Raw genomic sequence first — 23,734 nt, forward strand, 5'->3', positions numbered from 1 at the left:
AAACCCTCTTAAACTGGAAAAATAATACATCGCCCCCAACGGCCGACTTAAACCCGTGCGTGACTACAACTTCGCGGCTGTACCTCGCCGATAACCAAGGGGATATATAAATCCCTCACACAGGCTTGCCCAGCCGCTACCCACCAAACAGCAATACCGCCAAATCATCATCCAGCGCGCCGCGGTGGGACACCTGGCGAAACGGCAGGTCGGCGCGGGTCTTGGCCCACCAGAAGGAGCGACTCCCCTGCCAGTCGAAGCTGTCCAGCGCGGTGGGCAGCACCGCGTGGTCCTGCGGCGGCTCGGCGGCCAGCAGTTCGAGAATCTGCTCGGGCTGCAGGCCCTGCTGCAGCACCTCGGGCAGGCGCCCCGCCAGCGCCGAAAGCTGTTGGCACAGCGGCCGCAGCGCCACCTCGCCGGGTAGCTCGGCCCAGGCCAGCAGTGGAAAGTAACGGCCTACGCGGTCGACGCTGGGCATCAGCAACCCGGCGCAAGCCTGTTCGCCACAGATCCCCGGCGGCAGCAAAAACTGCCAGACCGGGGTCACCAGGTAGGCTTCCAGCCAGTCGGCCCGCTGCCCCTGCAAGGCCAGCAAGCCGGACTGCAACCAGGTATCCAGCTGCACTTGCAGCGGCCGCTGCACCTCGCGGGTCACGAAGTCGCCCAGTACCGGAATCTTCCCGTAGAAACCGAAGCGGTACGTCGGTAACCCCTCCACTAGATACGGCTCGGGCAGGAGAAGCTGGACAGCTCGCCCACGCGGAAGGGGTTGCGCACGCTGCTGGCGGTGACTTCCAGCACCACCTTCTTGCCTTGCAGCATCAGGGTCGAGATGAATTTCTCCGGACCCGCCGGGTAACGGCTGTCCCCCTCGTCGAACAGGCGCATCGGCGCCCAGGGGCCGTTCTTGTTGAGGAACACGGACGGCGCGTTGCTGCTGCCCAGCTCCAGGCGCAGTTGGTTGCTGCCGCGCGGACCGGGCCAGTTGATCTTCTGCGACAGCTGCGGCCCGTGGGCGTAGCGGAACAGCTGGCCGTCGAAGTCGATGGTCAGCGAGGTGATCGAGGCGTCCATTTCCAGCACCCGCACGTCCATGGACAGCTGCGGGGTGCGGGCGCCGCCCGGGAAGAACAGGTCGCGGATGCGCGCTGCCCGCTGGAAGGAGGTCAGCGGAATCTGCACCCCGCCCGACTGGCGCAGTATCCAGGTGGCGCCGGACATGTCGGTCATGCTCGCCAGATGCTCGCGAAAGAACTGGTCGAACATGGCATCGGGGGCGAATAGCTGGGAGAAGTCCGCCAGGGTCACATCCTGGCTCGAGGAGCGCTTGAACGGATAACGCCCGCTGATCGCCTTGCGGCAGAAGGTGCCGACCGAACTGTCCAGTTCGCCGCCCAGGCTGCGGCGCACCGTGCCCTCGGTCTGCGAGCTGCTGGAGTCGACCATGCCTTCGAGCATGCTGCGCAGCGGCACGGGCAGGTAGGCCGCCTCGGCACGGATGCGGTTCAAGGTGTCGTTCTGCGGGATATTCACCGTGCCCGTGCGCAGCGCCACATCGGTGCTGGAGAGGTTCATATACATCTCGTTGAACAGGCGCAAGGCGGCCTGCAGCGGCGCGGCGCCACCGTCGGCGGTGACCAGCCGGCGCAGGGGCTCGAAGCGGTCATCGACGATGCGCTCGAGTTGCTCGACCTGGCTCGGCCGACGGGTCAGCTCCGACGGGCCGAAGACCCGATCCAGGTCCGAGGCGGCGCTTCTGACTTTGTTGGCGGCCTGGCCGGCCAGGGACTGGGTATCCGGCACCTTCTCCACCCGCAACAGGGTGGTCTCGCGGGCGACGCTGCGCAGGAACTGGGCAATGGGCGAATCCGGTGCGGAAAGGATCCGCGCCTTCTCCATGTTCTGGCTCATGGACTGGCTGTCGATCAGGCGGATATCGGCCAGGTATTCTTCCCACAGCCGCACGTATTCGTGCAGGTACAGGCGCTTGATATCCCGTTGGGTCGCCCCCTCCAGCAGGCCTTCGACTTGTTGGGTCACCGGTTGCGCGACGCGGCCGAGCACCCAGCCTTCCTCGGTTTCCAGGCGGCCGAGAATGGCCTGGGTCTCGGGCAGAAACACCTTGTGATAACCGTTGTAGGTGAACAGGCCGGGAATGCCCTGGGTCAGGGGTTTGCCGCTGGCGCGCACGAACACCAGCGACGATTGCGGTCCGCCCGCCTCGGCCAGGTTGAAATCGGCCAGACTGCCGTCGAGCAAGCGCAGCTTCAGGCGGCTGTAGGCGCGCTGGGCCAGGGAGAAGGCCGCCAGTTGTTCACGCTTGCTGGCCACCAGGGCTTCGTCGAGCGGGAACGGCGAGGTCACCGGCTGGTCTTTGAGCAGGCGGTGCAGGTGGGCGAACAGCTGGTCACGCTGGTTGCGCGACATGGACGGCGGCAGGCTGCGCTCCCACTCCATCTGGATAAAGGCTTCCAGGGCGTCAGCGTCGAAATGCTCCGGCTGGTTGAACATCAGGTAGGCCTTGAGCACCTCGTAGGCCAGTTCCTGGTTGTCTTGCGGGGTGTTGCGCAGCAGGTCTTCCAGGCGTTGCACCACCTTGGGCAGCAGCGCCTGCTCCAGCGCCACCCTGTAGGAGGTCTGGGCCACGGCGCCAAGCTTGCCGCCCTGGTAGAGGCCGTAGGTGTAGTTCAGGCGTGGATCGTCGACCGGAAAGTCCGGGCCGTCGGCCAGGCTGTTCAGCTGGTCCAGCAGGGGTGCCAGTTCCAGCAGGCTGCCGCCCTCGGACTGCATCAGGTTGTTCAACCGACCGCCGAGTTTCTCGGTGCGCAGGTCGACCAGGTCGATGTACTGGGTGTTGTTCTTGAAACTCAGGGCCCAGGCCGCCAGCGAGCCCAGCAACAGCAGGACCACGGCCGAGTGGCCGAGCAGGCTGAGAATACGCTCGCGCCGCTCGGCGCGGCGGTTGCGACCGGCCAGGTGGGCCTCGGGGAAGATCACCTTGCGCAACAGGTCTTGCAGGAAGTAACTCTTGCCGGTACCCGGCGCCGACTGCAACGCCACCCGCGCATCGAAGCCCAGGCTGCGGCCCAGCACGCCCAGTACACGGTCGAACGGCGTACCTTCCTGAGTCCCGCTGGTGAAGTACACGCCACGCAACATGGCGGTCGGGGCGAAGCGGTTATCGGCGAATACATCCTGCAGCACCTGACCCAGCAACGGCGTCAGGTTGGTGAAATGCTGCGGCAGGGCATAGGCGCGGGCGCGCCGCGCCGTATCGTGTTCGTTGAGCATCAGCTCCGGCAGGCCATCGAACAGGCGCCGGGCCAGCAATTCGAATTCCTGCTCCAGCTGCTTGCCGATCGCCTGGCTGTCCTGCTCGCTGTCAGGTCGGTAGGGCAAGGTGACGCCCCAGACCTGGGCGCGCTCTTCCTTGCTCAGGTTGGCGAAGTACTCGTTGAAGCCGCCCAACAGGTCGGCCTTGGTGATCAGCACATAGACCGGAAAGGCGATGCCCAGGGACTCGTGCAGTTCGTTCAAGCGCGCCCGCAAGCGGGCGGCATGGCGCTTGCGTTCTTCCTCGTTGGCGCCCAGCAGGTCCTGCACCGACAGGGTCAGGATCGCGCCATTGAGCGGTTGCCGCGGACGAAAACGTTTGAGCAACTTGAGGAAACCGTCCCACTCGCTCTTGTCCGCCGCCGCGTCGCTTTCATGAGTGGTGTAGCGCCCGGCGGTGTCCAGCAGCACGGTCTCGTCGGAGAACCACCAGTCGCAGTTGCGCGTACCGCCCACGCCGCGGATGCTCTCCCGGCCCAACTCATCGGCCAGCGGAAACCGCAGCCCGCTGTTCACCAGCGCGGTGGTCTTGCCCGATCCCGGCGCGCCGATAAAGACGTACCAGGGGATCTGGTAGACATACTTCTGCCGCAGGCTGGCCCACCAGCCCTGGTCCTGGCTGCCGAAGCGCAGTTTTTTCAGCTTCAGCAAGGCCTGTTCGAAGTTGCCCTGCAGTTCCAGCAGCGCCGCATCCGAGGCACTCGGCGCTGGCTCGGTGCCGCGCAGGCCCACCAGGGTTTGCAGCAACAGGGCATTCATGCGTTTGTGCCGCCAGAACGCCACCAGCAGGCGCAGCAATACCAGCGCCAGCAGGCAGCCGATGGTCCAGATACGCGCCGGGATCGGCTCCAGCGGACGCCAGTCGGCGAAGGCGAACAGCGGGCCGATGTACCAGATAGCCAGCATCAGCGCGACCAGGCCCAGCACGATCAGCACAGTGCGGTTGAACAGTGCGAAAAAAAGCCGGCGCAGCATTAGCGAATCTCTCTCTGAAGGTCGGCCGGTGAGGCGAACACTGTGACTTCCACGCGTCGATTAAGGGAGCGAGCCTGGGCGGACGCGTTGGGCGCCACCGGTTCGGCGTCACCACGCCCCTCGGCGACCACCCGATAACCCGGGCCGATGTTCTTTTCCAGCTCGTTCGCCACCGAGGTGGCCCGCGCCACGGACAGGTGCCAGTTGGAGGGGAAACGCACCGTACGGATCGGCACGTTGTCGGTGTGCCCGGTCACCTGGATCTTGCCCAGGGTGCGGGCGTCTTCGATGGCCGCGGCGATGCGCTGCATGATCGGCGTGTAACGCCCGCGCATGGCCGTGCTGCCGGAATCGAACAGGCCGTCGCCGAGGATGGTCACGGTGCTGTGCTCCGGGGTTTCCTGCACCGACACCAGGCCGGCACGAATTTCCGGTTCGAGGAAGCGCGAGAAACGCACCGGCGGCTCGGTGCTGCGTACGATCACGGGTGCCTCGGGCATGCGCAGGGCATTGATCGCGGCGAAGGTCTTGTCCGAACGGTCCGACAGGTGAAAGGCGATCAGCATATAGATGGCGGTGCCCAGCAGCAGGCCGAGCACGGCCGAGACCCAGACCGGAATGGTGCGCCAGATTCTCAGCGCCTCGCTCATCACCCCGGCCCAGTGCGGCGACAGGGCCTGGCTGCGGTCGCCTTTGGCATCGCGGATGATGTCGGCCAGGCGACGACGCAGGGTTTCCAGCTGGCTCTGGCCGTTGGTGGTGATGCGGTAGCGGCCCTCGAAGCCGAAGGAGATGCAGTAGTACATCAACTCCAGCAGGTCGATGTGCTGGCTGGGCGATTGCGCCAGCTTGGCCAGCAACTGGAAGAACTTCTCGCCGCCCCAGGTCTCGTTGTGGAAGGTCACCAGCAGGCTGTGCCGCGACCAGATGCCCGAGCCCCCCCAGGGCGTCTGCGCCGCCGTTTCGTCCAGCACCGTGCACAGGCAGTAGCGGGCCGCCATCAGGTGTTCCTGGGAGATGCCCTGGTGCTTGGCGCGGGCCTCGAAGCGCCGCACTTCCTCGGCGAGAAACTCGCACAGGCGCGCCGGATCGGAGTTATGCACCAGGGTGCGGATCTGGTAGATCATGTTCAGCAGCGGGTTGGCCGCGGCCACCAGCGGATTGCTCCCCGAGTGCACCTCGTTGGCATCCGCGCGCGGCAGCGGCGCCCGGCCACGGGCGTCGGCAGGCGCCGCTTCCCCCCCCGGGTTGGGCATCACGAAGGTGCGGTCGCTACCTGCGTCGAACGGATTTGCATCGGTCATAAAGGCGCTACTTCAAAAGTCTGGCGTAGGAAAATCAGCGGCGAATCGCCCAGCACTCGAGTTCGAGGTCCGGGAAGTCACCGGCCACATGGAGCGCCAGCGCACCGGAGAGCTGCAGCTGTTTCCACAGGTCGCCCGAAGCCTCGAGTTCGAAATAGTGGTAACCGGCGTGGTACGGGATCTGCCGCGGCGCGATCGGCAAGGCCCGCAACCCCACCCCGGGCAGGTGCAGGTTTACCAGGTCGCGAATACGGTCCACCGGACCGATCTTGACCTGCGACGGGAAATGCGAGCGGATGACTTCTGGGGCCAGGCTGGCATGCACCGCCAGGACAAACTGCGCGCTGCGCAGCAGTTCGCTGTCGCGGATCTGGCCGACCCGCACGCCGTAGTTTCGATCCTGCAACTCGATCTGTACCGCGTTCTGCTCGAGCACCGAGGACAACGCCTTGCGCAGCTCGAACATCAAGGGCTGCAGGCAACCAAACAGGTCGTCGTGGTCGTATTTGGGCCAGGTGCCAGGGCGCCGGGTGGCGGATGAGAAGGTCGCCAGTTCGCCAGCGACCTGCACCAGCGTCCAGTAGAGTTTCTCCGGGTGCAGGGTCGGGGTGCTCATCATATGGCCGAACAGCGGCTGGATCCGGTTCAACAATTGCAGCAACAGGAACTCACCGACCTCCGAAACGCCACCGCGTCCGGGCTGGTTCAAGCGCTCGGCCAGCACGTCGGCGCGCTGGTGAGCCAGACCATGCAGCTCGCTAAGCATGGACAACAGCACGGCATTCGACTGGCAGCTCAGCGCTGGCGGGATATAGTCGGGGTCAAGAACCAATTGCAGGTCGCCGCGGCATTCGACGATGCGCGCCACGCCCACCCCCAGCCAAGCATCGGACAAGTCCTTTTCCAGCACCAGGCGCAGGCGTGGCCGGGCCAGCTGCAATTCGGCGGGCTCACCGGCGATGGAGTTGATGTCACCGACCAACGCGTCTTCCACCCGGTAGCGGGCCAGCGAAGTCGGGCTTTCCTCGAACGTGACCTCTTCCGCGCGCAGGCGCCGCATCGGCAACGCCAGGTACACCATCTGGTCGATGGCGCCTTCGGTGAAGGCCAGCGGTTCGGGACATTCGCTCTGCAGCGGAAAACTGAACGGCGTGCCGTCAGGCAACAGCCCATCGGCATCCTGCAATGCCAGCTTGCCCACCGCGAGGGCCGCCGTATCGAACTTCAGCGAACGAAACCCCCAAAAGAACGGCTCGCTGGCGAGGCTGCGACGGTGCGCGAAAAACTCCAGATAACGTTCTTGCTGCTGAAAATGCTGGGGCCGAAGGAACATGCCTTCCGCCCATACGACCCGCTGGTAAAAATCCATCATCGCGTCCCTTGCTGGCTTGCGGTTCCGTCATCGACAGACGCAGGTTATGGCTTGACCACAGGTTCTAGGCTGACAGCCAGCTGCTCCAAACGGGCGGTGTACTCCTGCGCGGGATCGCTGCCCCATCGCATGAATTCCGGCAGCTCGAACCAGGAGGCTTCCGGCGTCGGGGTCAGCACCGAGGCCCGCCAGGTGCTGACGTCGATGTCCCGGTAGCCGACCACTATTGCCAAGGCACCGGCCTCGGGTTCCAGGGCATATTCGCGCTGGGTCGACTCACCCGGGTGCATCACCAGCAGCTCCTGGAACAGCAGGTCCTCGCCCAGGCTTTTCAAGTCAGGATCGGTCAGGGTGAAGAAATCCATCGCATTGAACAGCTTGCCTTCCTTCAAGCGGAACAGCCGGACCACCGCCGGTGAAGGGCGCCCGTTCATGTCGGGATTGAGGGTGTCGGCGGCCGACAACAGCAGTCGTACCGGCCTTGGCTCGGGCGGCTCCGGGGTCGACGAACAGCCAGCGAGCAACGCGAGTGCGCCCACCAGGCCCCACACCGCGGCGCGGCGGCCATGCAGGCTCGAGACGCTGTCGCGGTTCTGGTCGACAGGGCTCATGGCTGTATTTCGCGCTGCATGACAGGCTCTCCATTGCCAAAAAAGGTTCCCATTATCAATAGCTCGCACCCAGCACTCCGATACTCAATTCGCATAATCGAGAAAAGTCGAAGGCCAGCCTGGCGGGACCGTTCGACGGAATTAATCATTCAGCAGCTCAAGGCCTTTCAGGCCTGGAGCGGACCAGGGCACTGTCGCCTCATTCGGGCAGCCGACCCAGACCGCCAGCGCGCTGTAGTTGTCCTGGCCGCTGGCCTGACGGTCGATGATCAACCGCTCCATGCGCACCAACCACTCCTGGGCCGCGCTGGCACAGAGCAACTCATCGAGCATTTCGGTCTCCAGCACCACTTCCCAGAATCCATCGGTGCAAATCAGGAAGGCATCACCCTCCTCCACCCCAAAAGGTTCGGTCAGGGCGGTCGGCGGAATGTCCTCGCCCATGCCCAACGCGGCGAACAGCAGATTGCGCTCGGCATGGCCACGCACCCTGCTCTCGGCCAGCATCCCGGCATCGACGAAGTTCTGCACGATGCTGTGGTCCTTGGTCAGCAACCGGCACTCCCGTCGCCGAAAGTGGTAGACCCGGGTATCGCCCAGATGAATCCACTGCGCCTGACGGGCCTGACCATCGAGAAACAGCGCCGCCACCGTGGCACTCATCTGACTCAGGTTGCCGGCCAGCCCCTGACCGTAACGAATGGCCGAGTCCGCCTGGGCCACCAGGGCCTCGATGCTTTCACGGGCCAGCAGCGGGCTGGCGGAAAACGCACTGAGCATGGTGCGCACCGCGGTTTCCGATGCAACATCACCGCCGCCATGCCCCCCGGCACCGTCCGATACGATAAAGCAGGCACCCTCCGCGGAGTGCCAGTAACCGCAGGCGTCCTCGTTGTAGGCGCGCTGCCCTTGCCGCGAGAGCGTGGCGAACTCCACACGCGGTCCTGCAACCGCTGCATACACGCTCATTCGTCCCGTCCAGCACAAACGCGCTCGATCTCGGCCTCGTAGGCACGGGCAAACGCCTGCTGAAACAGAGCCTCGAATTCCTCCCGCGCCTCCCCCGCCAGGTCGACAAAGCCCTGCTCGTAGAGCTCCCACAGCTTGGCCTTGCGCATCGAGGGCATCAGCGACTCCAGCAAGGACTGGTTACCCAGGCGCTGTTTCAGACGTTCCGGACTGAAACGCCCAATGACTTCATACATGGCGGTGCGCGCGCCCGCCAACAAGCCGACCTGGTGCGCGGAGAGGTCGTCGAACGCATCCTCCACCGCGCGCTGGGATTCCATAAAGCCAGGGAAGCGATGCCCCAGCAACTGCACCACCGCCGAGGTGCCATCGGGGGCGAACTTCAGCGGATTGTTGCCGGCCGAGGCAATGATGGTCACATTGGCCCGAATTTCATGCTTGATTGCCGAGCGGGCGTGCATCAAGCGGATGGTGCCCGCCGTCATGCGAGCAAAAATGCCCCCCAGGCTTTCCATGAAGGTGGCCGTAATAGCCGGCACCGCGGTTTCCGCCAGGCCGCTGCCGCGGGCAAAGGCCGCACGCAGCGCCGCGCTGTCCATTGGCTCATCGGACAGCGCCGCAGGGGCCGCGACAGGGGCCACGGCAACAGCCGAGGGTGCATGATTGGGCGCCGGGGCAGGCGTTGGCACCGGGATCGCGGCCGCGACCGGCACTGGCGGTATGACCACTGGAGGCGTTTCGAGGGTTTGACCACTCGACGGCGCGAGCAGGGCTTCGGCGGGCAGCTCGAACAGCAGATCATCACGAAGGGGTGGTTCTATCGCCGGCGGCGGCGCCTCGAACAGCGGCGCGACTGCCACGGGAGGGGCCGCTACAGCTGGCGCGACGGCCATCACCGGTGCATGGAACAGTGCGTCCACCTCGAAGCCATGGTCCATTTCCAGGCTGGGCGGCGCCAGCAATGCATCCAGGCCGCTATCGGCCGAGGCAAACATCGCCAGTGGATCGAGCGTACTGGACGAAGAGATCTCCAGTGCGCTGGTTCGACTGCGCACGTCACCCAACGACTCGGGCAAGGGTTCGTACACTTGGGCGGGCGCATCCGCGAACACCGCCTTCAGAGCGCCCTGAGCATCGCTAAAATCCGCCAGGGAAATTTCCGCCTGCGGCACCGAGGGTTCCGGTGGCGGTACGGCAAACACATCGAAGTCCGCGGGAATCGTCAGGTGCGCCGCGGGCAACTGCGGCGAGACCGTCAACACCGAGGCCGCCTGCGGCAGCGACTCCAGCGCCAACAAGTATCGCCCAACCAGCAGCCGGTCATTGATCCGCACGGTGGCGTTGCCGCCCGGCGGCAGTTCGGTCTGGTTAATCAGCAAGGTGCTGCTGCTGCTGACGTTGACCAGCCGCGCGGAGCCTGCGTCGAGACGCACCAGGGTGGCCTGAAAGCGTGAGATCAAGCGATCGGGATCATCCAGCGCCAGGTCATTGCCGGGACTGCGCCCTACCGTCAGTTCGCCAGCGCCAAGACTGCGACTCAGGTCCGTTTCCAACCGAATTCCGTTGTACGCCAGAACCCGCAGTTCCATTGTGGGTGCCGACATGCGCCCCTCCCTAGATGCGATAAACCGTTACAACCGGACACCAGGGTGCCCAAAAAACCGCCAGCCCATCCCGCGATACGGGACTTTGACCCCCGTCCTTGAACGGGGCCGAGTCACTGGCCAGTCAGCGGGTACCGATAACGCGCCGCATTATCGGCAAAACCCGGCGGACTTGACCATGCCAAGCCCGGCCAAGATGACGCATAAGTCACATTAATCCAGAACAGATGGCACATGGCTTTGACGCAGCGGGCAAAACGAGAACCGCGACTCAAATCTGAATATTGCTTTGGCCTAAATTAGCGTTCTTGCATTGCCCCCCTATTCGACGAGTAGTTGCCGCATGGATGCCACCCAGAGTACTCGCCAAGAGCGCCCCTCAGCCGTTGAGCAGAATGCTCCGTTCGATCCGCCGCCCGCCGGCGCGTTGCCGCACGGCACCCAGCTGCATGAATTCAAGCTGCTCGCTTCCCTCGGCGAGGGCGGCTTCAGCATTGTCTATGCGGCCCACGACACCCAACTGCACCGTGACGTGGCGATCAAGGAATACATGCCGGCCTCGTTTGCCAGCCGCTCGGGCACGACCCAGGTCAGTTTGCGCTCCGAACGGCACCGCACGACCTTCGAGGCCGGCTTGCGCAGTTTTATCGACGAGGCCCGCCTGCTCGCGCAATTCAAGCACCGCGCCCTGGTCGAGGTGCTGCGCTTCTGGGAAGAGAACGGCACCGCCTATATGGCCATGCCGCACTACTCCGGCAAGACCATGCGCCGGGTGCTCAAGGAACATGATGTGCAATGCGACGAGCGCTGGCTGCACAGCCTGCTGGCGCCGATCCTGGACGTCCTGGAGCTGCTGCACTCGCGCCATATCTATCACCGCGATATCGCCCCGGACAATATCCTGATCCAGACCGATGGCACGCCGGTGCTGCTCGACCTCGGTTCGGCACGACGGGTCCTCGGCGACCTGCAGCAAGCGCTGACAGTGGTGGTCAAACCGGGCTACGCACCCATCGAGCAGTATGCCGAAGACCTGTCCATCCCCCAGGGGCCCTGGACCGACATCTATGCCGTCGGCGCCGTGCTGTACTTCGCCATCACCGGGCAGCCGCCCGCGGCGTCCGTGTCGCGCATGATGAAGGACACCCTCGAGCCGTTGGCGAAGACGCCCCGGGAAGGGTATTCGCAGTCCTTTTTGGAAGCCGTCGATCATGCCCTGGCGCTGCAACCCGGCGATCGCCCGCAGTCGGTGGCCGACCTGCGCCAGCGACTTGGCATCCAGGACGGCAGCTGGGAGCCGGTGCCGCTGGCCGAGCTGAAGCCAAACGCGACGAGCCAGAACGCCTTGCATTATGTGGACGATGGCAAGACCGTGGTGTTGTCCGCCAAGGAAATTACCCAGCTGGCGGCGCGCATGGCGACCCAGCTCGACGGCCCCACGGTCGACCTAACGCCAGCCGCGGCCCGCCCTGCGCCCCAAGCGGCGGCGGTCGAGCTGCCCGACCCTTTCCGGCAACCCGCGCCGAAAACGCAAGCGCCGAACAGCTTCCCGGAAATGCACGACCTGATGTCCGGGCAACGCTCCAGCGACGCTGGGTTGGTGTCGGTACCGCGCGCCCAACCGAGCGCCGAACCGGCCGCGGCGAGTCCAACTGCGGCGCCGTCGGCCGGCCACAATTGGCTGCTTACGGGTGCGGCACTGAGCATCGTCGCGCTGCTGCTGGTCGGTGGCGGAATCTGGCTGCTGCGTGACGATCCTTCGACCACCTCACCCACTCCGTCGGCCCCCGTTACGGCCCAGAACCCATTGCCGATCGAGGCACCGCGCCCCGCAGTTGTCGAGCCGGCGCAGCCGGTGGCAGCCGTAGAGCCAACCGCCACCCTGGAGCCCACCCAGGCGACCGCCCCGCTGCCAACCACGACACCGGCCTTGCCGAACGAGATGCCGATCCAGGTCACGCCCCCGCCGGTGGCCGACACCACCGGCACCGGATTCGAGACCCTGTCCCAGCCAGCCGAATCGACACCTCAGGTCACGCCACCCGAGCCCGTCCGTCAGGCACCGACAGCCAGCGCGCCGACGCCAGTCGCCGAGGCACCCGAGGCACCCGAGGCACCCGAGCCTGCGACTTCGACCCGCGAAGCGCCACCCGCCGTTCAAGCCCAGGCTCAGGCCAGCACGGCGCGCGACACCCCACGCACGCCTCGCGTCAGCGAAGCGGCCCCTACCGCCGCAGGCGGCCTGGTCAACTTCAGCATCCTGCCGTGGGGCGAGGTCTGGATCGATGGTCAGAAACGCGGTATCAGCCCCCCCATCAAGCAGCTTGAGCTGACGGCAGGGGCGCACCAGATCGAGCTGCGCAGCCCGGGTTTCACGACCCTGCGGCGCAACCTGACGGTCAAGCTCGACAGCACCCTGACCCTGACCCACGACTTCCAGCAGGCAGCCTCGTCGGCCGTGGTAGTGGACACGCCGGCTGCCACCCCGTCGGCCAGCCCCCCCACTAAGGCGGCGTCCAACCCGCCACCCGCCGCGACACCGGCGACAACACCGGCGGCCAAGCCCACGCCTACACCCGCCCGTGAGAAAAACCACCACGGTGAAGTCACCAAGGGCGTGGTCGGCTTGAATATCGCGCCCTGGGGCGAGATCTGGATCGACGGCAAAAAACAGGGCGTCAGCCCGCCCTTGCACGAGTTGCGCCTGCCGGAAGGCGAGTACCGCATCGAGTTGCGCAACGCCAGTTTTCCAACGGCGGTACGCACGGTGCGGGTCAGCGAGTCCCAACGCGCAAGCATCCGCCACAGCTTCGAAGGCGCTGCCAGCGCGCAGCCGTCTCAATAATTTTTCTTCCGGTTTTGCGAGAGCATACGATCGACATGAAAACCCTTACCCCCTGGTTACCCCTGCTCCCTTTGACCCTGGCCCTGGCGCTCGGCGCCTGTAAAAACACGCCACCGAAACCAGTCGAGCCGCCCCTGACCGAGGCCCAGAAAGCCGAGCAGTTGATCGAACGCAACGGCCAAACCGTGGTGGGCGATGGTATTTCACTGTACCAAGGGGGTTATTACTCCCAGGCCGAAAGCAAGTTCCTGGCGCCCGAAGTCTGGCAAGCCAGCGCCGACACCCGGGTCAAGGCCCTCAAGTACCTGGCGTTCACCTATTGCGTCAGCGAGCGCCGGCTGCAGTGCCGCCAGGCCTTCGAACGCGCCCTGCAACTGGACCCGAACTTTTCCCTGGACGTGGCGGAAAGCAGCCATCCCCTGTGGGGACCGGAATTCGAAGCCGCCAAAGCCAACGGCATCTGATGCGACTGGATGTGTAGCGTGAACCAAAGGATATGCCAGGGATGCGCGTGGACATGAACCTTGCCGACTTGCTCGAACCGATCGAAGGCGCGAACCCCGGAGGGGTCGAGCTCGACTACGACCCGCGCTACCAGGCGCTGGAAAGCAGTGTGCAAGGCAAACCCGAGCGCCAATACGGCACCACGCTGATTCCCGCCGAGGAGCCGGACTGGTCCAGGGCCTACGAGGAGAGTCGCGCGCTGCTGGCCAGGAGCAAGGACCTGCGCCTGGCCGTCATCCTGACGCGGGCGTTGACCCGCATGCAGGGTATCGAGGGTGCCGTTCAAGGCCTGGAGTTCTGCCTGCAACTGGCGCAGCGCTTTTGGGACAGCGCCTTTCCCCCGCTGGAGTTCGACGGCGAGTACGACCCCTTGCCGCGCAGCAATGCGCTGACCAGCCTGGTGGTACCGCAAGGGCTGCTCAGCGAGCTGCGCAATTGCCAACTGGGCACCCAGCAAATGGGCGCGCTCGACATCAGCACCCTGGAGCGCATTGCCAACGCGCGGGAAGACTCCGGTGAGTTTCCCCTGCGGCGCGAGCAGCTGGAAAAGCTGCTGCGCGACGAGGCGGCGGCGGGCAACCCGTTTTTCCCGGCGATACGCCAACTCAAGCAGGCCGCCCGGGCGCTCGATCGCTTCTGCCAGGAACGCCTCGGGGCGGAAAACGCGCCCAGTTTTCTGGCGTTTTACGGGCTGATCGACCTGGTATATCCCGAGCACCTGATAGCCGCCAACGAACCCACGGAGCCGCCCCCGGTGCAGACCGGTGAGGCCGCGGTCGCCTTGCCGCCCACGGCCGGTGCTCCCGCACTGCCTGGGGTAGCGCGTACCCGGGCGGAAGCGATCCAGATGCTCGACGCGGTGTGCGATTTCCTCGAGACGCACGAACCGGCCAGCCCGGCGCCGCTGCTGATCAAGCGCGCCCGCAAGCTGATCGGCCAGGATTTCCTCTCGATACTGCGCGAGCTGGCACCGGATGGACTGGCCCAGGCAGAGCTGATTGCCGGGGTCTCGAAACGCGATTGAAACACCTTAACGCTATACCGACCGACGAGCGCTTCAAGGAGAGCAACACATGAGCAGCCCTCGCTACGAAACTGTCAATCGCAAGAGCAGCCAGAAGTTCATCGGGCGTAATCGGGCACCCCGCGTGCAGATCGAATACGACGTTGAGCTGTACGGCTCGGAAAAGAAAGTGCAGCTGCCTTTTGTCATGGGCGTGATGGCGGACCTGGCAGGCAAGCCCAGCGAAGCCCTGCCCGCGGTCAACGATCGCAAGTTCCTCGAAATCGACATCGACAACTTCGACGAGCGCATGAAGGCGATCAAACCGCGCGTGGCCTTCGCCGTTCCCAACACCCTGACCGGTGAAGGCAATATCGCCATCGACATCACCTTCGAAAGCATGGACGACTTCTCGCCGGGCGTGATCGCGCAGAAAGTCGGCGCACTGTCCAAATTGCTCGAAGCCCGCACCCAGCTGAACAACCTGCTGACCTATATGGACGGCAAGACCGGGGCGGAAGAGCTGATCGGCAAGATCCTCCACGATCCGACCTTGCTCAAATCATTGGCCGCCGCCCCCAAAACCGGGGCCGTGGACGACGGCGGCGAGCCCAGCCAAGGCTGAACCTCAATTTAAGGGAGAAGATCGATGGCGCTCACTCAGCTCGACCATCAGCAACAGGCGACCGCCGCTCCGTCCGACGAGTTTTCGGCGCTGCTGCAAAAGGAATTCAAACCCAAGACCGATGAAGCCAAGGAGGCCGTGCAGATCGCCGTGCGCACCCTGGCCGAACAGGCGCTGGCCAACTCCGCGACCCTGAGCAATGACTCGTACCAGGCGATCGAGGCGATCATTGCCGAAATCGACCTGAAGCTCTCCGAACAGGTCAACGCGATCATCCACCACGGCGACTTCCAGCAACTGGAAAGCGCCTGGCGTGGCCTGCATTACCTGATCAACAACACCGAAGTCGACGAGATGCTGAAGATCCGGGTCATGCCGATCTCCAAAAAGGAACTGCACCGGACCCTGCGTCGCCACAAGGGCATCGGCTGGGACCAGAGCCCGATCTTCAAGAAGCTCTACGAGCTTGAGTACGACCAACTGGGCGGCACGCCCTACGGCTGCATCGTCGGCGACTTCTTCTTCGATCATTCGCCACCCGATGTCGAACTGCTGGCGGAAATGGCGAAGATCTCCGCCGCGTCGCACTGCCCGTTTATCGCCGGTGCCGCGCCGGCAGTCATGCAGATGGAGTCCTGGCAGGAGCTGGCCAACCCACGCGACCTGACCAAGATCTTCGAGAACACCGAGTACACCCCCTGGCGCAGCCTGCGGGCCTCGGAGGACTCCCGTTACATCGGCCTGGCCATGCCGCGCTTCCTGGCGCGCCTGCCGTACGGCGTGCGCACCAACCCGGTCGATGAATTCAACTTCGAAGAAGAAACCGACGGTTCCGATCACGGGCGCTACTGCTGGGCCAACTCGGCCTACGCCATGGCGGTGAACATCAACCGCTCCTTCAAGTATTTCGGCTGGTGCACCTCGATTCGTGGTGTCGAATCCGGCGGCGCGGTGGATGACCTGCCGGCTCACACCTTCCCGTCGGACGATGGCGGTGTGGACATGAAGTGCCCGACCGAAATCGCGATTTCCGACCGCCGCGAGGCGGAGCTGGCGAAAAACGGTTTCATGCCACTGATCCACCGCAAGAACACCGATGTGGCCGCCTTTATCGGCGCTCAATCGCTGCAGAAACCCAGCGAGTACTACGACCCGGACGCCACCGCGAACGCCAACCTGTCGGCGCGCCTGCCGTACCTGTTCGCCTGCTGCCGCTTCGCGCATTACCTGAAGTGCATCGTGCGCGACAAGATCGGTTCGTTCCGCGAGCGCGACGACATGCAGCGCTGGCTGAACGACTGGATCATGAACTACGTGGACGGCGACCCGGCCAACTCATCCCAGGACACCAAGGCGCGCAAGCCGCTGGCCGCCGCGGAAGTCCAGGTCGAGGAAGTCGAGGGCAATCCGGGGTACTACACCTCCAAGTTTTTCCTCCGCCCGCACTACCAGCTTGAAGGCCTGACGGTCTCGCTCCGTCTGGTTTCAAAACTGCCGTCGGTCAAGAACGCCGGCAATTGACCGTTGCCGGGTCGGCCAACGCCGACCGGCAACATTAAAACAAGAGAATTGGCCAGGCATACGGCCCGGTCGATTATCACGACCCATACAAAGGAACGACTATGGCTTCTCTTCAGGACTTTTTTATCAAGATCGAAGGTATTCCGGGCGAGTCCAAAGACTCCAAGCACTCCGGCCAAATCGACGTGCTGAGCTGGGGCTATGCCGTCAGCCAGACCTCCACCTCCCACACCGGCGGTGGTTCGGGCGCGGGCAAGGCCAACTTCAGCGAGCTGACGTTCACTCACTACGTGGACAAGTCCACCGCCAACCTGATGAAGTACTGCGCCAGCGGTAAACACGTGCCGAGCGTCGAGCTGTCCTGCTGCAAGGCCGGTGACGGTTCCCAGGAGTACATGAAGGTGACACTCAACGAAGTGCTGATCACCCACGTCCGTCCCCAGGGCTCCACCAGCGACGCACGCGTGATGGAAAGCGTCGGCATGTCCTATGGCAAGATCAAGGTCGAGGTCAAGGAGCAGAACGCCGACGGCTCCATGGGCGCCACGGTCACCGGCAACTGGGACGTCAAGCAGAACAAGGAGTAAGGCTCGCTTGCCGCACCGTCCTCGGCCTTGCCGCGGCGGTGCGCTGGCCGCACCCGGGTGGTGCGGCCACCTCACTCGAGACGACTGCTCGCAAGGCACGGCGCTCAAAAAGGGATACCGCAACGGACACACTCCAGGTTTCTTGCCCCATCGTCATCGAACCCTGCAAGGGCCGCTGACGACCGGCCGCGGCACTGGCGGGACGTGCCTTCAGAGTGAGACGCCATGTGCTGGCGCCGCTACGGCATAACCACCCTGCTCGCCGTCACGGGCGGCCACTTGAACTCAAGGCAGATGCCATGGAATTACATTTCTATCCCGGTCAACATTTGCTGGTTGGTCGCGACCAGAACACCGTCAAGGTCCGTGTCGAGGCGTGGGGCGGCCCCGACAAAATGGGCACCGACGCCCGCATGCCAGAAGAGCCAACATGGCCGGGGACCTATGTAATCGACAGCGCCCACCCGTACAACACCGCGTCCTGGCCCTACGCCAGAATCAGGTGGGGCACCAAGCTCCAGGACAAGCCAGAGCTGAACGATGTCTGGCATGAGTTGGCCAACGGCAAATGGGCCTCTGTCAGCAAGGACTTCGGCATCACCCGAAACAATATCAAGGCACTGCATGCCGCCCTCTATGTGGCCAACACCGTACCCGCCACATGGGTCTTCAATGACTTTGGGCCGATCGCCATTCGCTGGTTCAAGGACCTCAATGGCAATAGGCGCCTGGATGGGAAGGAGCAGCTGTCCGGGCAGATGTTTCACACCACACCGATTAACGAAGCCCAGCACGCTCGCGGCTTAACGGTAGAGCTCACAGCGTCCCACGGTTGCATTCACCTCAAACCAGCCGACCGCGACCAACTGTTCGCCCTGGGCGCGTTCAAACCCAAGACGGTCTTTGTGGTCCATGAATACCATGAAAAAGCTTAGCCACCTGTACCTGATAGGCGCACTGTTTGCCTGGCTGCCGGCCGTGGCGCAAGAGCATTTGAGCTGGCGTACCGACGGCACGGTCATACGCGATGGCACCCCCCTGAAAACCCGACTGCAGGTGGTCTACAGCGCACTGGCAGCCGACCAGGGCCTTTACCTGGCGGGCGATATCATCGATTCCAAGGGTATCAATCACCCGCAGATCGTCTTTGTCGCGGCCGACCAGTCCACGCCGCAATACTGGCCGCAAACGCACAGCGTCAATCAATTTTTCCTCTACCAGGGGCACACCTACAGCGTGCTCTACAACGGCCAGGCGTTGGTCAGAAAGGGCAAACAGTGGCTCCCATCGCCATTGGCGTTCAAACAGGACCCGACCGTGGTCTACAACCGCGATGACCTGGTTGCCTGTACACCGCGTCCCCTGGAAAAAGAAACCCGCGTGCAGGGCAGCTGCTATTCGCTGGGCAAAGGTTGGAGCACCGACATCGATTGGCAACACACCGCTCCCGCAGTCTGCCAGGGCACGCTGACGGCCTTGGTCAAGGTCAGAAAACAGTGGCTGGCGCAACAGCTCAGCCTTGCCGACGGGCGATTGCTGGCCTCCGCGCCCTTGGCGCAACCGGTCAACGACCTGTGCTCGATCCGCTTCGATAAACCTTGAAATGACCTGTTCCAGCCGTGTGACGCAGCGTGTCAGCCGACAGGGCCACGCCCAGTTTCTTCAACGCATCGAGACCCTCCCATGAGCGAAACCACCACCAGCAGCGCCCTGCATGACCTCCCGTTACAGGACCAGACGAGCCTGCTGTCCGCGCAAATTCGCCGGACCCCCGCTGACGCCAAACTGCGTGTGCACCTGGCGCAATTGAGCATGGTCCTGGGTGCCTGGGAACGGGCCGTCACCCAACTGCAGGCGGCGGCGCAGCTGGACGCGGCGGCCATTCCCATGGCCCAGGCCTACCGCGAAGCCATTCGCTGCGAACGGATCCGCGAGCGAGTCTTCGCCGGCGAGCTGCGTGCGCCGACGCTGGGCGAGCCCCTGCCCTGGCAGGAGCTGCTGGCGCAGGCCCTGGTCGCGCGCGGCAAGGGTGAGCAGGCCGCCGCCGCCGATTTGCAGGCCCAGGCCTACGAGGCCGCCAGCCCCACGCCCTTGCGCCTGAACGGCGAGCACGATCTGGCCTGGCTGGCCGACGCGGACTCTCGCCTGGGCCCGACCTGCGAGGTCCTGCTCAACGGCAACTATTACTGGCTGCCCTTCGAACGCGTCCAGCACCTGGAACTGGAAGCCCCCCAGGACCTGCGCGACCTGGTCTGGATACCCGGCCGTCTGACCCTGACCGACGGGGCCGAGCATGTGGTGCTGGTGCCGAGCCGCTACCCGCTGAGCCACGCTCAGGGCAACGATCGTTTGTCACTGAGCGCGCTGACCGAATGGCAAGACCTGGGCGAGGACAGCTGGGGCGGGCTCGGCCAGCGTTGCCTGGTCAGTGACCAGGACGAACATGCGCTGCTGTCGATCCGCAGCCTCGAGTCGCTCGCCGTGCCGCCCGAGCCCGCCCCATGAGCCGTAACAAACCCTTGGACAACGTGCGCAGCAACCGGCTGATGCCGGCGCTGCTCGATCGCTTGACCGATCACCGGCCGCTCGAGCGCAGTGAAGCCCCTCACCAGCGGGTGGTCAGCAAGGCCGAGTACCGCCAGAGTGTCTTGCGCGACCTGTCCTGGCTGTTCAACACCATCAACGGCGAGGCCACCAGCGACTACTCGGCCGCGGCCGAGGCCCGGCATTCGGTGCTCAATTTCGGCATTCTCGCCCTCTCCGGGCGGCAAATGGCCAATGACGACTGGGGCGACGTGGAGACGGCGATCCGCCGCGCGATCCTCACCTTCGAGCCGCGCATCCTGCCGGATTCGCTGCGCATCCGCATGTTGCCCATGGACACCCGCTACGCGACCCGTAACCAGCTGTCGTTGGAAATCAAGGGGCAGCTGTGGTCGGAGCCCTATCCGATCGACTTGCTGCTGAGCTCGCACATCGACCTGGAAACCGGTCAGATCGTGCTGCACGACGGCGCAGGAGCCTGAGGCATGGACCCCCGATTGCTGGCCTACTACAACAACGAGCTGACCTACCTGCGCGAGATGAGCGGCGAATTCGCCGCCCAGTACCCCAAGGTCGCGGCGCGCCTGGGCATGCAGGGCATGGAGGTGGTCGACCCCTATGTCGAGCGTTTGCTCGAGGGCTTCAGCTTCCTCACGGCGCGCATCCAGCTGAAGATGGACGCCGAGTTCCCGCGCTTCTCCCAGCGCCTGCTCGAAGTGGTCTATCCCAACTACCTGGCGCCGACCCCCTCCATGTGCATCGTCCAGCTGACCCCCGGAGAGCTCACCGGCAGCCAGGGCGATTGCTCGTCGATGCCGCGCGGCTCGCGCCTGCGCGCGGCGCCATTGATCGAGGGACAGGCCAGCTGCGAATTCCGTACCGCCCACGAGGTCGAGCTCTGGCCCATTCGCCTGGCCTCGGCGAAATTCGAAAACGCGCCGAGCGATATCCGTCCCAGCCGTACCAGCCTCAAGCGCCCGATCAAGTCGGCCCTGCACCTGCGTTTTGCCTTCACCACGACGCTCGGCGCCAACGCACCGGCGCTGGACCGTTTGTCCCTGCACCTGTGCGGCGGTCATCTGGCTTCACGCCTGTACGAACTGCTCTGCGCCCACAGCCTGGGCCTGGCGGTGCGGCCGCTGGGCGCTACCCGCACGGAGTGGAGCTACCTGCCGGCCAGCGCCTTGCGCCCCGAAGGGCTGAGCGAGGAAGAAGCCCTGTTGCCCTACGCCAGTCGCGGCTTCCAGGGCTACCGCTTGCTGCACGAGTACTTCGCCTTTCCGGCGCGCTTCCACTTCATCGCCCTGGAAGGCCTGCGCGAGGGCCTGGCGCAAGGCGATGCCAGCGACGGCTTTGAAATCATCGTATTGCTGGACCGTGAAACCAGCGAATACGAGGCCATCGTCGACGAACAGAACTTCGCCTTGTTCTGCACACCAGCGATCAACCTGATCACACTGCGCTCGGACCGCGTACCGGTCTCGGACAACCTCTACGAATTCCATGTCGTGCCCGACCGCACCCGCCCGCTGGACTACGAGGTCTACAGCATCGAGCAGGTCGAGGGGTTCGGGCGCGACAATACCGTCGAGGCCCAGTTTCGCCCGTTCTACACCTCGGTGGCCGGCGACCGCGGCGACCACGGCGCCTATTTTTCCATGCGCCGCGAGCCCCGCCTGCCGTCGGACAGCATTCGCCGCAAGGGGGCCCGCACGACCTACCTCGGTTCCGAGGTCTTTCTCTCGCTGGTGGACCAGCACGACGCCCCGTACAGCAAGCGCATGCGCCAACTGGGGGTGGCGATGACCGTCACCAACCGCGACCTGCCCCTGCTGATCGCCGCGGGCAAGGAGCATGACCTGGAGCCGGTCGACTCCCTGCCGGTCAAATCCGTGCGCATCATCCAGGGCCCCACCCGCCCCGTGCCCGCGCCCGCCGAAGGCGACATGACCTGGCGCCTGATCAGCCACCTGGGGCTCAATTACCAGACCCTCAGTGAGCTGTCCCCCGAACAGGGCGCCCAGGCGCTGCGCGAATTGCTGGCCCTGTACACCGCCCTCGGCGACCCGGCCGTGGCGCGCCAGGCCCAAGGCTTGCTGAAAGCCAAACTGCTGCCTATTACGCGACGCCTGCCCGGTAGCGGCCCGCTGACATTCGGCCGCGGCGTGTCGATCGAGTTGACCCTGGATGAAAGCCAGTTTGCCGGCACCAGCCCCTACCTGTTCGGCTGTGTGATGGAACGTTTCCTGGCCCGTCACGTCAGCCTCAACACCTTTATCGAGCTGCACCTGCACAGCGCCCAACGCGGTGAACTGGGTCGTTGGCCACCACGCTTCGGCGCCCGGCCCGTCCTATGAGCCAGGACCGACAAGAAAAGATCGAACAGCTGTGGCAAGCCCTGGAGGAAAACCCCTATGCCCATGACCTGTTCGCGCTGCTGCGCAAAATAGAGGCGCTGAACGACGAGCTGCCGCGCCTGGGTTATGCCCGCCGCCCGCTGCATGAACCCTTGCGCCTTGGCCAGGAACCGTCCTCGGCCTTCGCCCCGTCGACCCTCGCGCGCCTGCGCCGGGAGCGCACGGACACCCCGCCCAAACTGAGTATCTTCAGCTTCGGCCTGTTCGGTCCCAACGGCCCGCTGCCGTTGTCGCTAACGGAATATGCCCACGAGCGGGTCATCCACCACGGCGACCGCTCGCTGGTGGAATTCGTCGACCTGTTCCATCACCGACTGACGCTGCTGTTCTATCGGGCCTGGGCGGATGCCCAGTCGACCGTGAGCCTGGACCGTCCGCGCGACGACGCCTTCACCCGTTACGTCGCCAGCCTGCTGAACTACGGGCCGGCCTCGATGCGCCAACGCGACAGCATTCCCGATCACGCCCGCTGGAACCATGCGGGCCACCTGGTGCGCCAGGTGCGCAATGCCGAGGGCTTGAAGACCCTGCTGCAGAATTTTTTCGGGGTACCGGTGCAGGTCGAGGAGTTCAGCGGCCGCTGGCTGCCCCTTCCCGTCGAGCAACGCACCCGCCTGGGCGCGCTGACCGGCGCGCAACTGGGCCTCGATGCCGTTGCTGGCGCTAGCGTCTGGGACCGCCAGCATCGCTTCCGCCTGCAGCTCGGCCCGATGAGTCGCGCCTCCTATGACCGGCTGCTGCCGCCCGGCACGGACCATCGCCCGCTGCTGGACTGGGTCCGCACCTATGTCGGCCTGGAGTTCGCCTGGGACGTACGCCTGGTGTTGCTGGCCGAGCAAGTGCCACAGACCACCCTGGGGGGCGATACCCGACTCGGCTGGAGCAGCTGGATGGGCCAGGCACAAGCGCCCAGGGACCGCGGCGACCTGGTGCTGGATCCGGAGCGGCTGAGCAGCCGCTAGAAGCCTGCGCCGACGCGCCGTCGCTGTACCTCTGCGCGCAGCGGTGGTGGGCAGGAGGTTGCCCCACCGACTTGGCCTGCCCTGTCCTTCTCCATCGACACCCGACACCTAGGACAGGCCCCGCGCTGCCCGCCCTCGACCGCGTCATGGCTGCGACGGCGGGGCACCAGTTGTGGACGGACCTGACAAACGGACGCAAACCCCGTCCGCGAAGCGGTCGCCGCGTTGGAAAACAGGTTCGCGACTTGGGTCTCATTATGCAAAGCCGCTCTTGGCAATAATGGCTTCTCGCCAGAGCAGGGCCTTGAAAGCGCCCGCCTGGAGAACCCGGCCAGATGGATTGAACGCCGGTAGCGCGCTTGCCCTTCTGCAGACATGGACGCCCACGGCAGAGAATGATTTTTCGGTCAATTTCCTTCGCCCTTACCCCCTTACGGCAGCCGCCGTGCAGGCGCCTGTCCGGCCGGGACGGTTGTGCCACTCCCAGCATGGGCGATCCACCGCCCCCCTTTTTTCACGCCAGCGCCCAGCCGCCCACAGAGCCTGCGTGTACATGGA

19 protein-coding genes are annotated in these 23,734 nt (G+C 64.8%); 12 read left to right on the plus strand and 7 right to left on the minus strand.

The features are described 5' to 3' along the window. Positions 1–136 precede the first annotated feature (136 nt). From tagF to tagH, 7 genes are all read right to left on the minus strand, one after another. Entirely contained in the window at positions 137–718 is a 582-nt protein-coding gene (gene tagF / locus ABWY06_RS07785; protein WP_353924993.1) for a type VI secretion system-associated protein TagF, read from the minus strand. Next, positions 718–4,308 carry a type VI secretion system membrane subunit TssM gene (gene tssM / locus ABWY06_RS07790; protein WP_353924994.1) on the minus strand — a complete coding sequence of 1,197 codons (3,591 nt, stop codon included), beginning with the start codon at positions 4,306–4,308 and terminating at the stop codon, positions 718–720. Before tssM ends, tagF begins: the two co-directional genes overlap by 1 nt. Further along, positions 4,308–5,612, minus strand: coding sequence for a DotU family type VI secretion system protein (locus ABWY06_RS07795; protein WP_353924995.1), 1,305 nt, complete (start codon positions 5,610–5,612; stop codon positions 4,308–4,310). Before ABWY06_RS07795 ends, tssM begins: the two co-directional genes overlap by 1 nt. Before the next feature lie 34 nt (positions 5,613–5,646). After that, positions 5,647–6,981 carry a type VI secretion system baseplate subunit TssK gene (gene tssK / locus ABWY06_RS07800; protein WP_353924996.1) on the minus strand — a complete coding sequence of 445 codons (1,335 nt, stop codon included), beginning with the start codon at positions 6,979–6,981 and terminating at the stop codon, positions 5,647–5,649. Between the two features lie 47 nt (positions 6,982–7,028). Further along, positions 7,029–7,595 carry a type VI secretion system lipoprotein TssJ gene (gene tssJ / locus ABWY06_RS07805; protein WP_353924997.1) on the minus strand — a complete coding sequence of 189 codons (567 nt, stop codon included), beginning with the start codon at positions 7,593–7,595 and terminating at the stop codon, positions 7,029–7,031. A gap of 141 nt (positions 7,596–7,736) precedes the next feature. Then, complete coding sequence (locus ABWY06_RS07810; protein ID WP_353924998.1) at positions 7,737–8,564, minus strand: PP2C family protein-serine/threonine phosphatase; 828 nt, start codon at positions 8,562–8,564, stop codon at positions 7,737–7,739. Next, complete coding sequence (tagH, locus tag ABWY06_RS07815; RefSeq protein ID WP_353924999.1) at positions 8,561–10,168, minus strand: type VI secretion system-associated FHA domain protein TagH; 1,608 nt, start codon at positions 10,166–10,168, stop codon at positions 8,561–8,563. Before tagH ends, ABWY06_RS07810 begins: the two co-directional genes overlap by 4 nt. Positions 10,169–10,511: 343 nt before the next feature. On the opposite strand from tagH, the gene ABWY06_RS07820 reads away from it, so the two are divergent. The 12 genes from ABWY06_RS07820 to tssG all read left to right on the plus strand — a co-directional run bounded on the left by ABWY06_RS07820 (position 10,512) and on the right by tssG (position 23,176). Further along, positions 10,512–13,013 (plus strand): serine/threonine-protein kinase, encoded by a 2,502-nt coding sequence (locus tag ABWY06_RS07820; protein WP_353925000.1) that lies wholly within the window; start codon positions 10,512–10,514, stop codon positions 13,011–13,013. Positions 13,014–13,048: 35 nt separating this feature from the next. Next, on the plus strand, positions 13,049–13,477 hold the full coding sequence (locus ABWY06_RS07825; RefSeq protein ID WP_353925001.1) for a TssQ family T6SS-associated lipoprotein: 429 nt from the start codon (positions 13,049–13,051) through the stop codon (positions 13,475–13,477). 53 nt (positions 13,478–13,530) lie between these two features. Beyond that, entirely contained in the window at positions 13,531–14,541 is a 1,011-nt protein-coding gene (tssA, locus tag ABWY06_RS07830) for a type VI secretion system protein TssA (RefSeq protein WP_353925002.1), read from the plus strand. Positions 14,542–14,590: 49 nt separating this feature from the next. After that, the gene (gene tssB, locus ABWY06_RS07835; RefSeq protein WP_353925003.1) at positions 14,591–15,145 is read left to right on the plus strand and encodes a type VI secretion system contractile sheath small subunit; all 555 of its coding nucleotides are present in this window, start codon (positions 14,591–14,593) and stop codon (positions 15,143–15,145) included. A gap of 24 nt (positions 15,146–15,169) precedes the next feature. Beyond that, complete coding sequence (gene tssC / locus ABWY06_RS07840; RefSeq protein ID WP_353925004.1) at positions 15,170–16,666, plus strand: type VI secretion system contractile sheath large subunit; 1,497 nt, start codon at positions 15,170–15,172, stop codon at positions 16,664–16,666. A gap of 101 nt (positions 16,667–16,767) precedes the next feature. Further along, a complete protein-coding gene (locus tag ABWY06_RS07845; protein ID WP_353925005.1) occupies positions 16,768–17,253 on the plus strand; it encodes an Hcp family type VI secretion system effector in 486 nt (161 codons plus the stop codon). 299 nt (positions 17,254–17,552) lie between these two features. Next, positions 17,553–18,188 carry a L,D-transpeptidase family protein gene (locus ABWY06_RS07850; protein WP_353925006.1) on the plus strand — a complete coding sequence of 212 codons (636 nt, stop codon included), beginning with the start codon at positions 17,553–17,555 and terminating at the stop codon, positions 18,186–18,188. Then, complete coding sequence (locus tag ABWY06_RS07855; RefSeq protein ID WP_353925007.1) at positions 18,175–18,855, plus strand: hypothetical protein; 681 nt, start codon at positions 18,175–18,177, stop codon at positions 18,853–18,855. Before ABWY06_RS07850 ends, ABWY06_RS07855 begins: the two co-directional genes overlap by 14 nt. An 81-nt stretch (positions 18,856–18,936) precedes the next feature. Continuing rightward, the gene (locus ABWY06_RS07860; protein ID WP_353925008.1) at positions 18,937–19,758 is read left to right on the plus strand and encodes a type VI secretion system accessory protein TagJ; all 822 of its coding nucleotides are present in this window, start codon (positions 18,937–18,939) and stop codon (positions 19,756–19,758) included. After that, the gene (tssE, locus tag ABWY06_RS07865; protein WP_353925009.1) at positions 19,755–20,279 is read left to right on the plus strand and encodes a type VI secretion system baseplate subunit TssE; all 525 of its coding nucleotides are present in this window, start codon (positions 19,755–19,757) and stop codon (positions 20,277–20,279) included. Before ABWY06_RS07860 ends, tssE begins: the two co-directional genes overlap by 4 nt. 3 nt (positions 20,280–20,282) lie before the next feature. After that, positions 20,283–22,154 (plus strand): type VI secretion system baseplate subunit TssF, encoded by a 1,872-nt coding sequence (gene tssF, locus ABWY06_RS07870; RefSeq protein ID WP_353925010.1) that lies wholly within the window; start codon positions 20,283–20,285, stop codon positions 22,152–22,154. Continuing rightward, the gene (tssG, locus tag ABWY06_RS07875; protein WP_353925011.1) at positions 22,151–23,176 is read left to right on the plus strand and encodes a type VI secretion system baseplate subunit TssG; all 1,026 of its coding nucleotides are present in this window, start codon (positions 22,151–22,153) and stop codon (positions 23,174–23,176) included. Before tssF ends, tssG begins: the two co-directional genes overlap by 4 nt. The last annotated feature ends 558 nt before the right edge of the window (positions 23,177–23,734 follow it).

It is taken from the genome of Pseudomonas sp., assembly GCF_040514055.1.
Lineage (GTDB): Bacteria > Pseudomonadota > Gammaproteobacteria > Pseudomonadales > Pseudomonadaceae > Aquipseudomonas.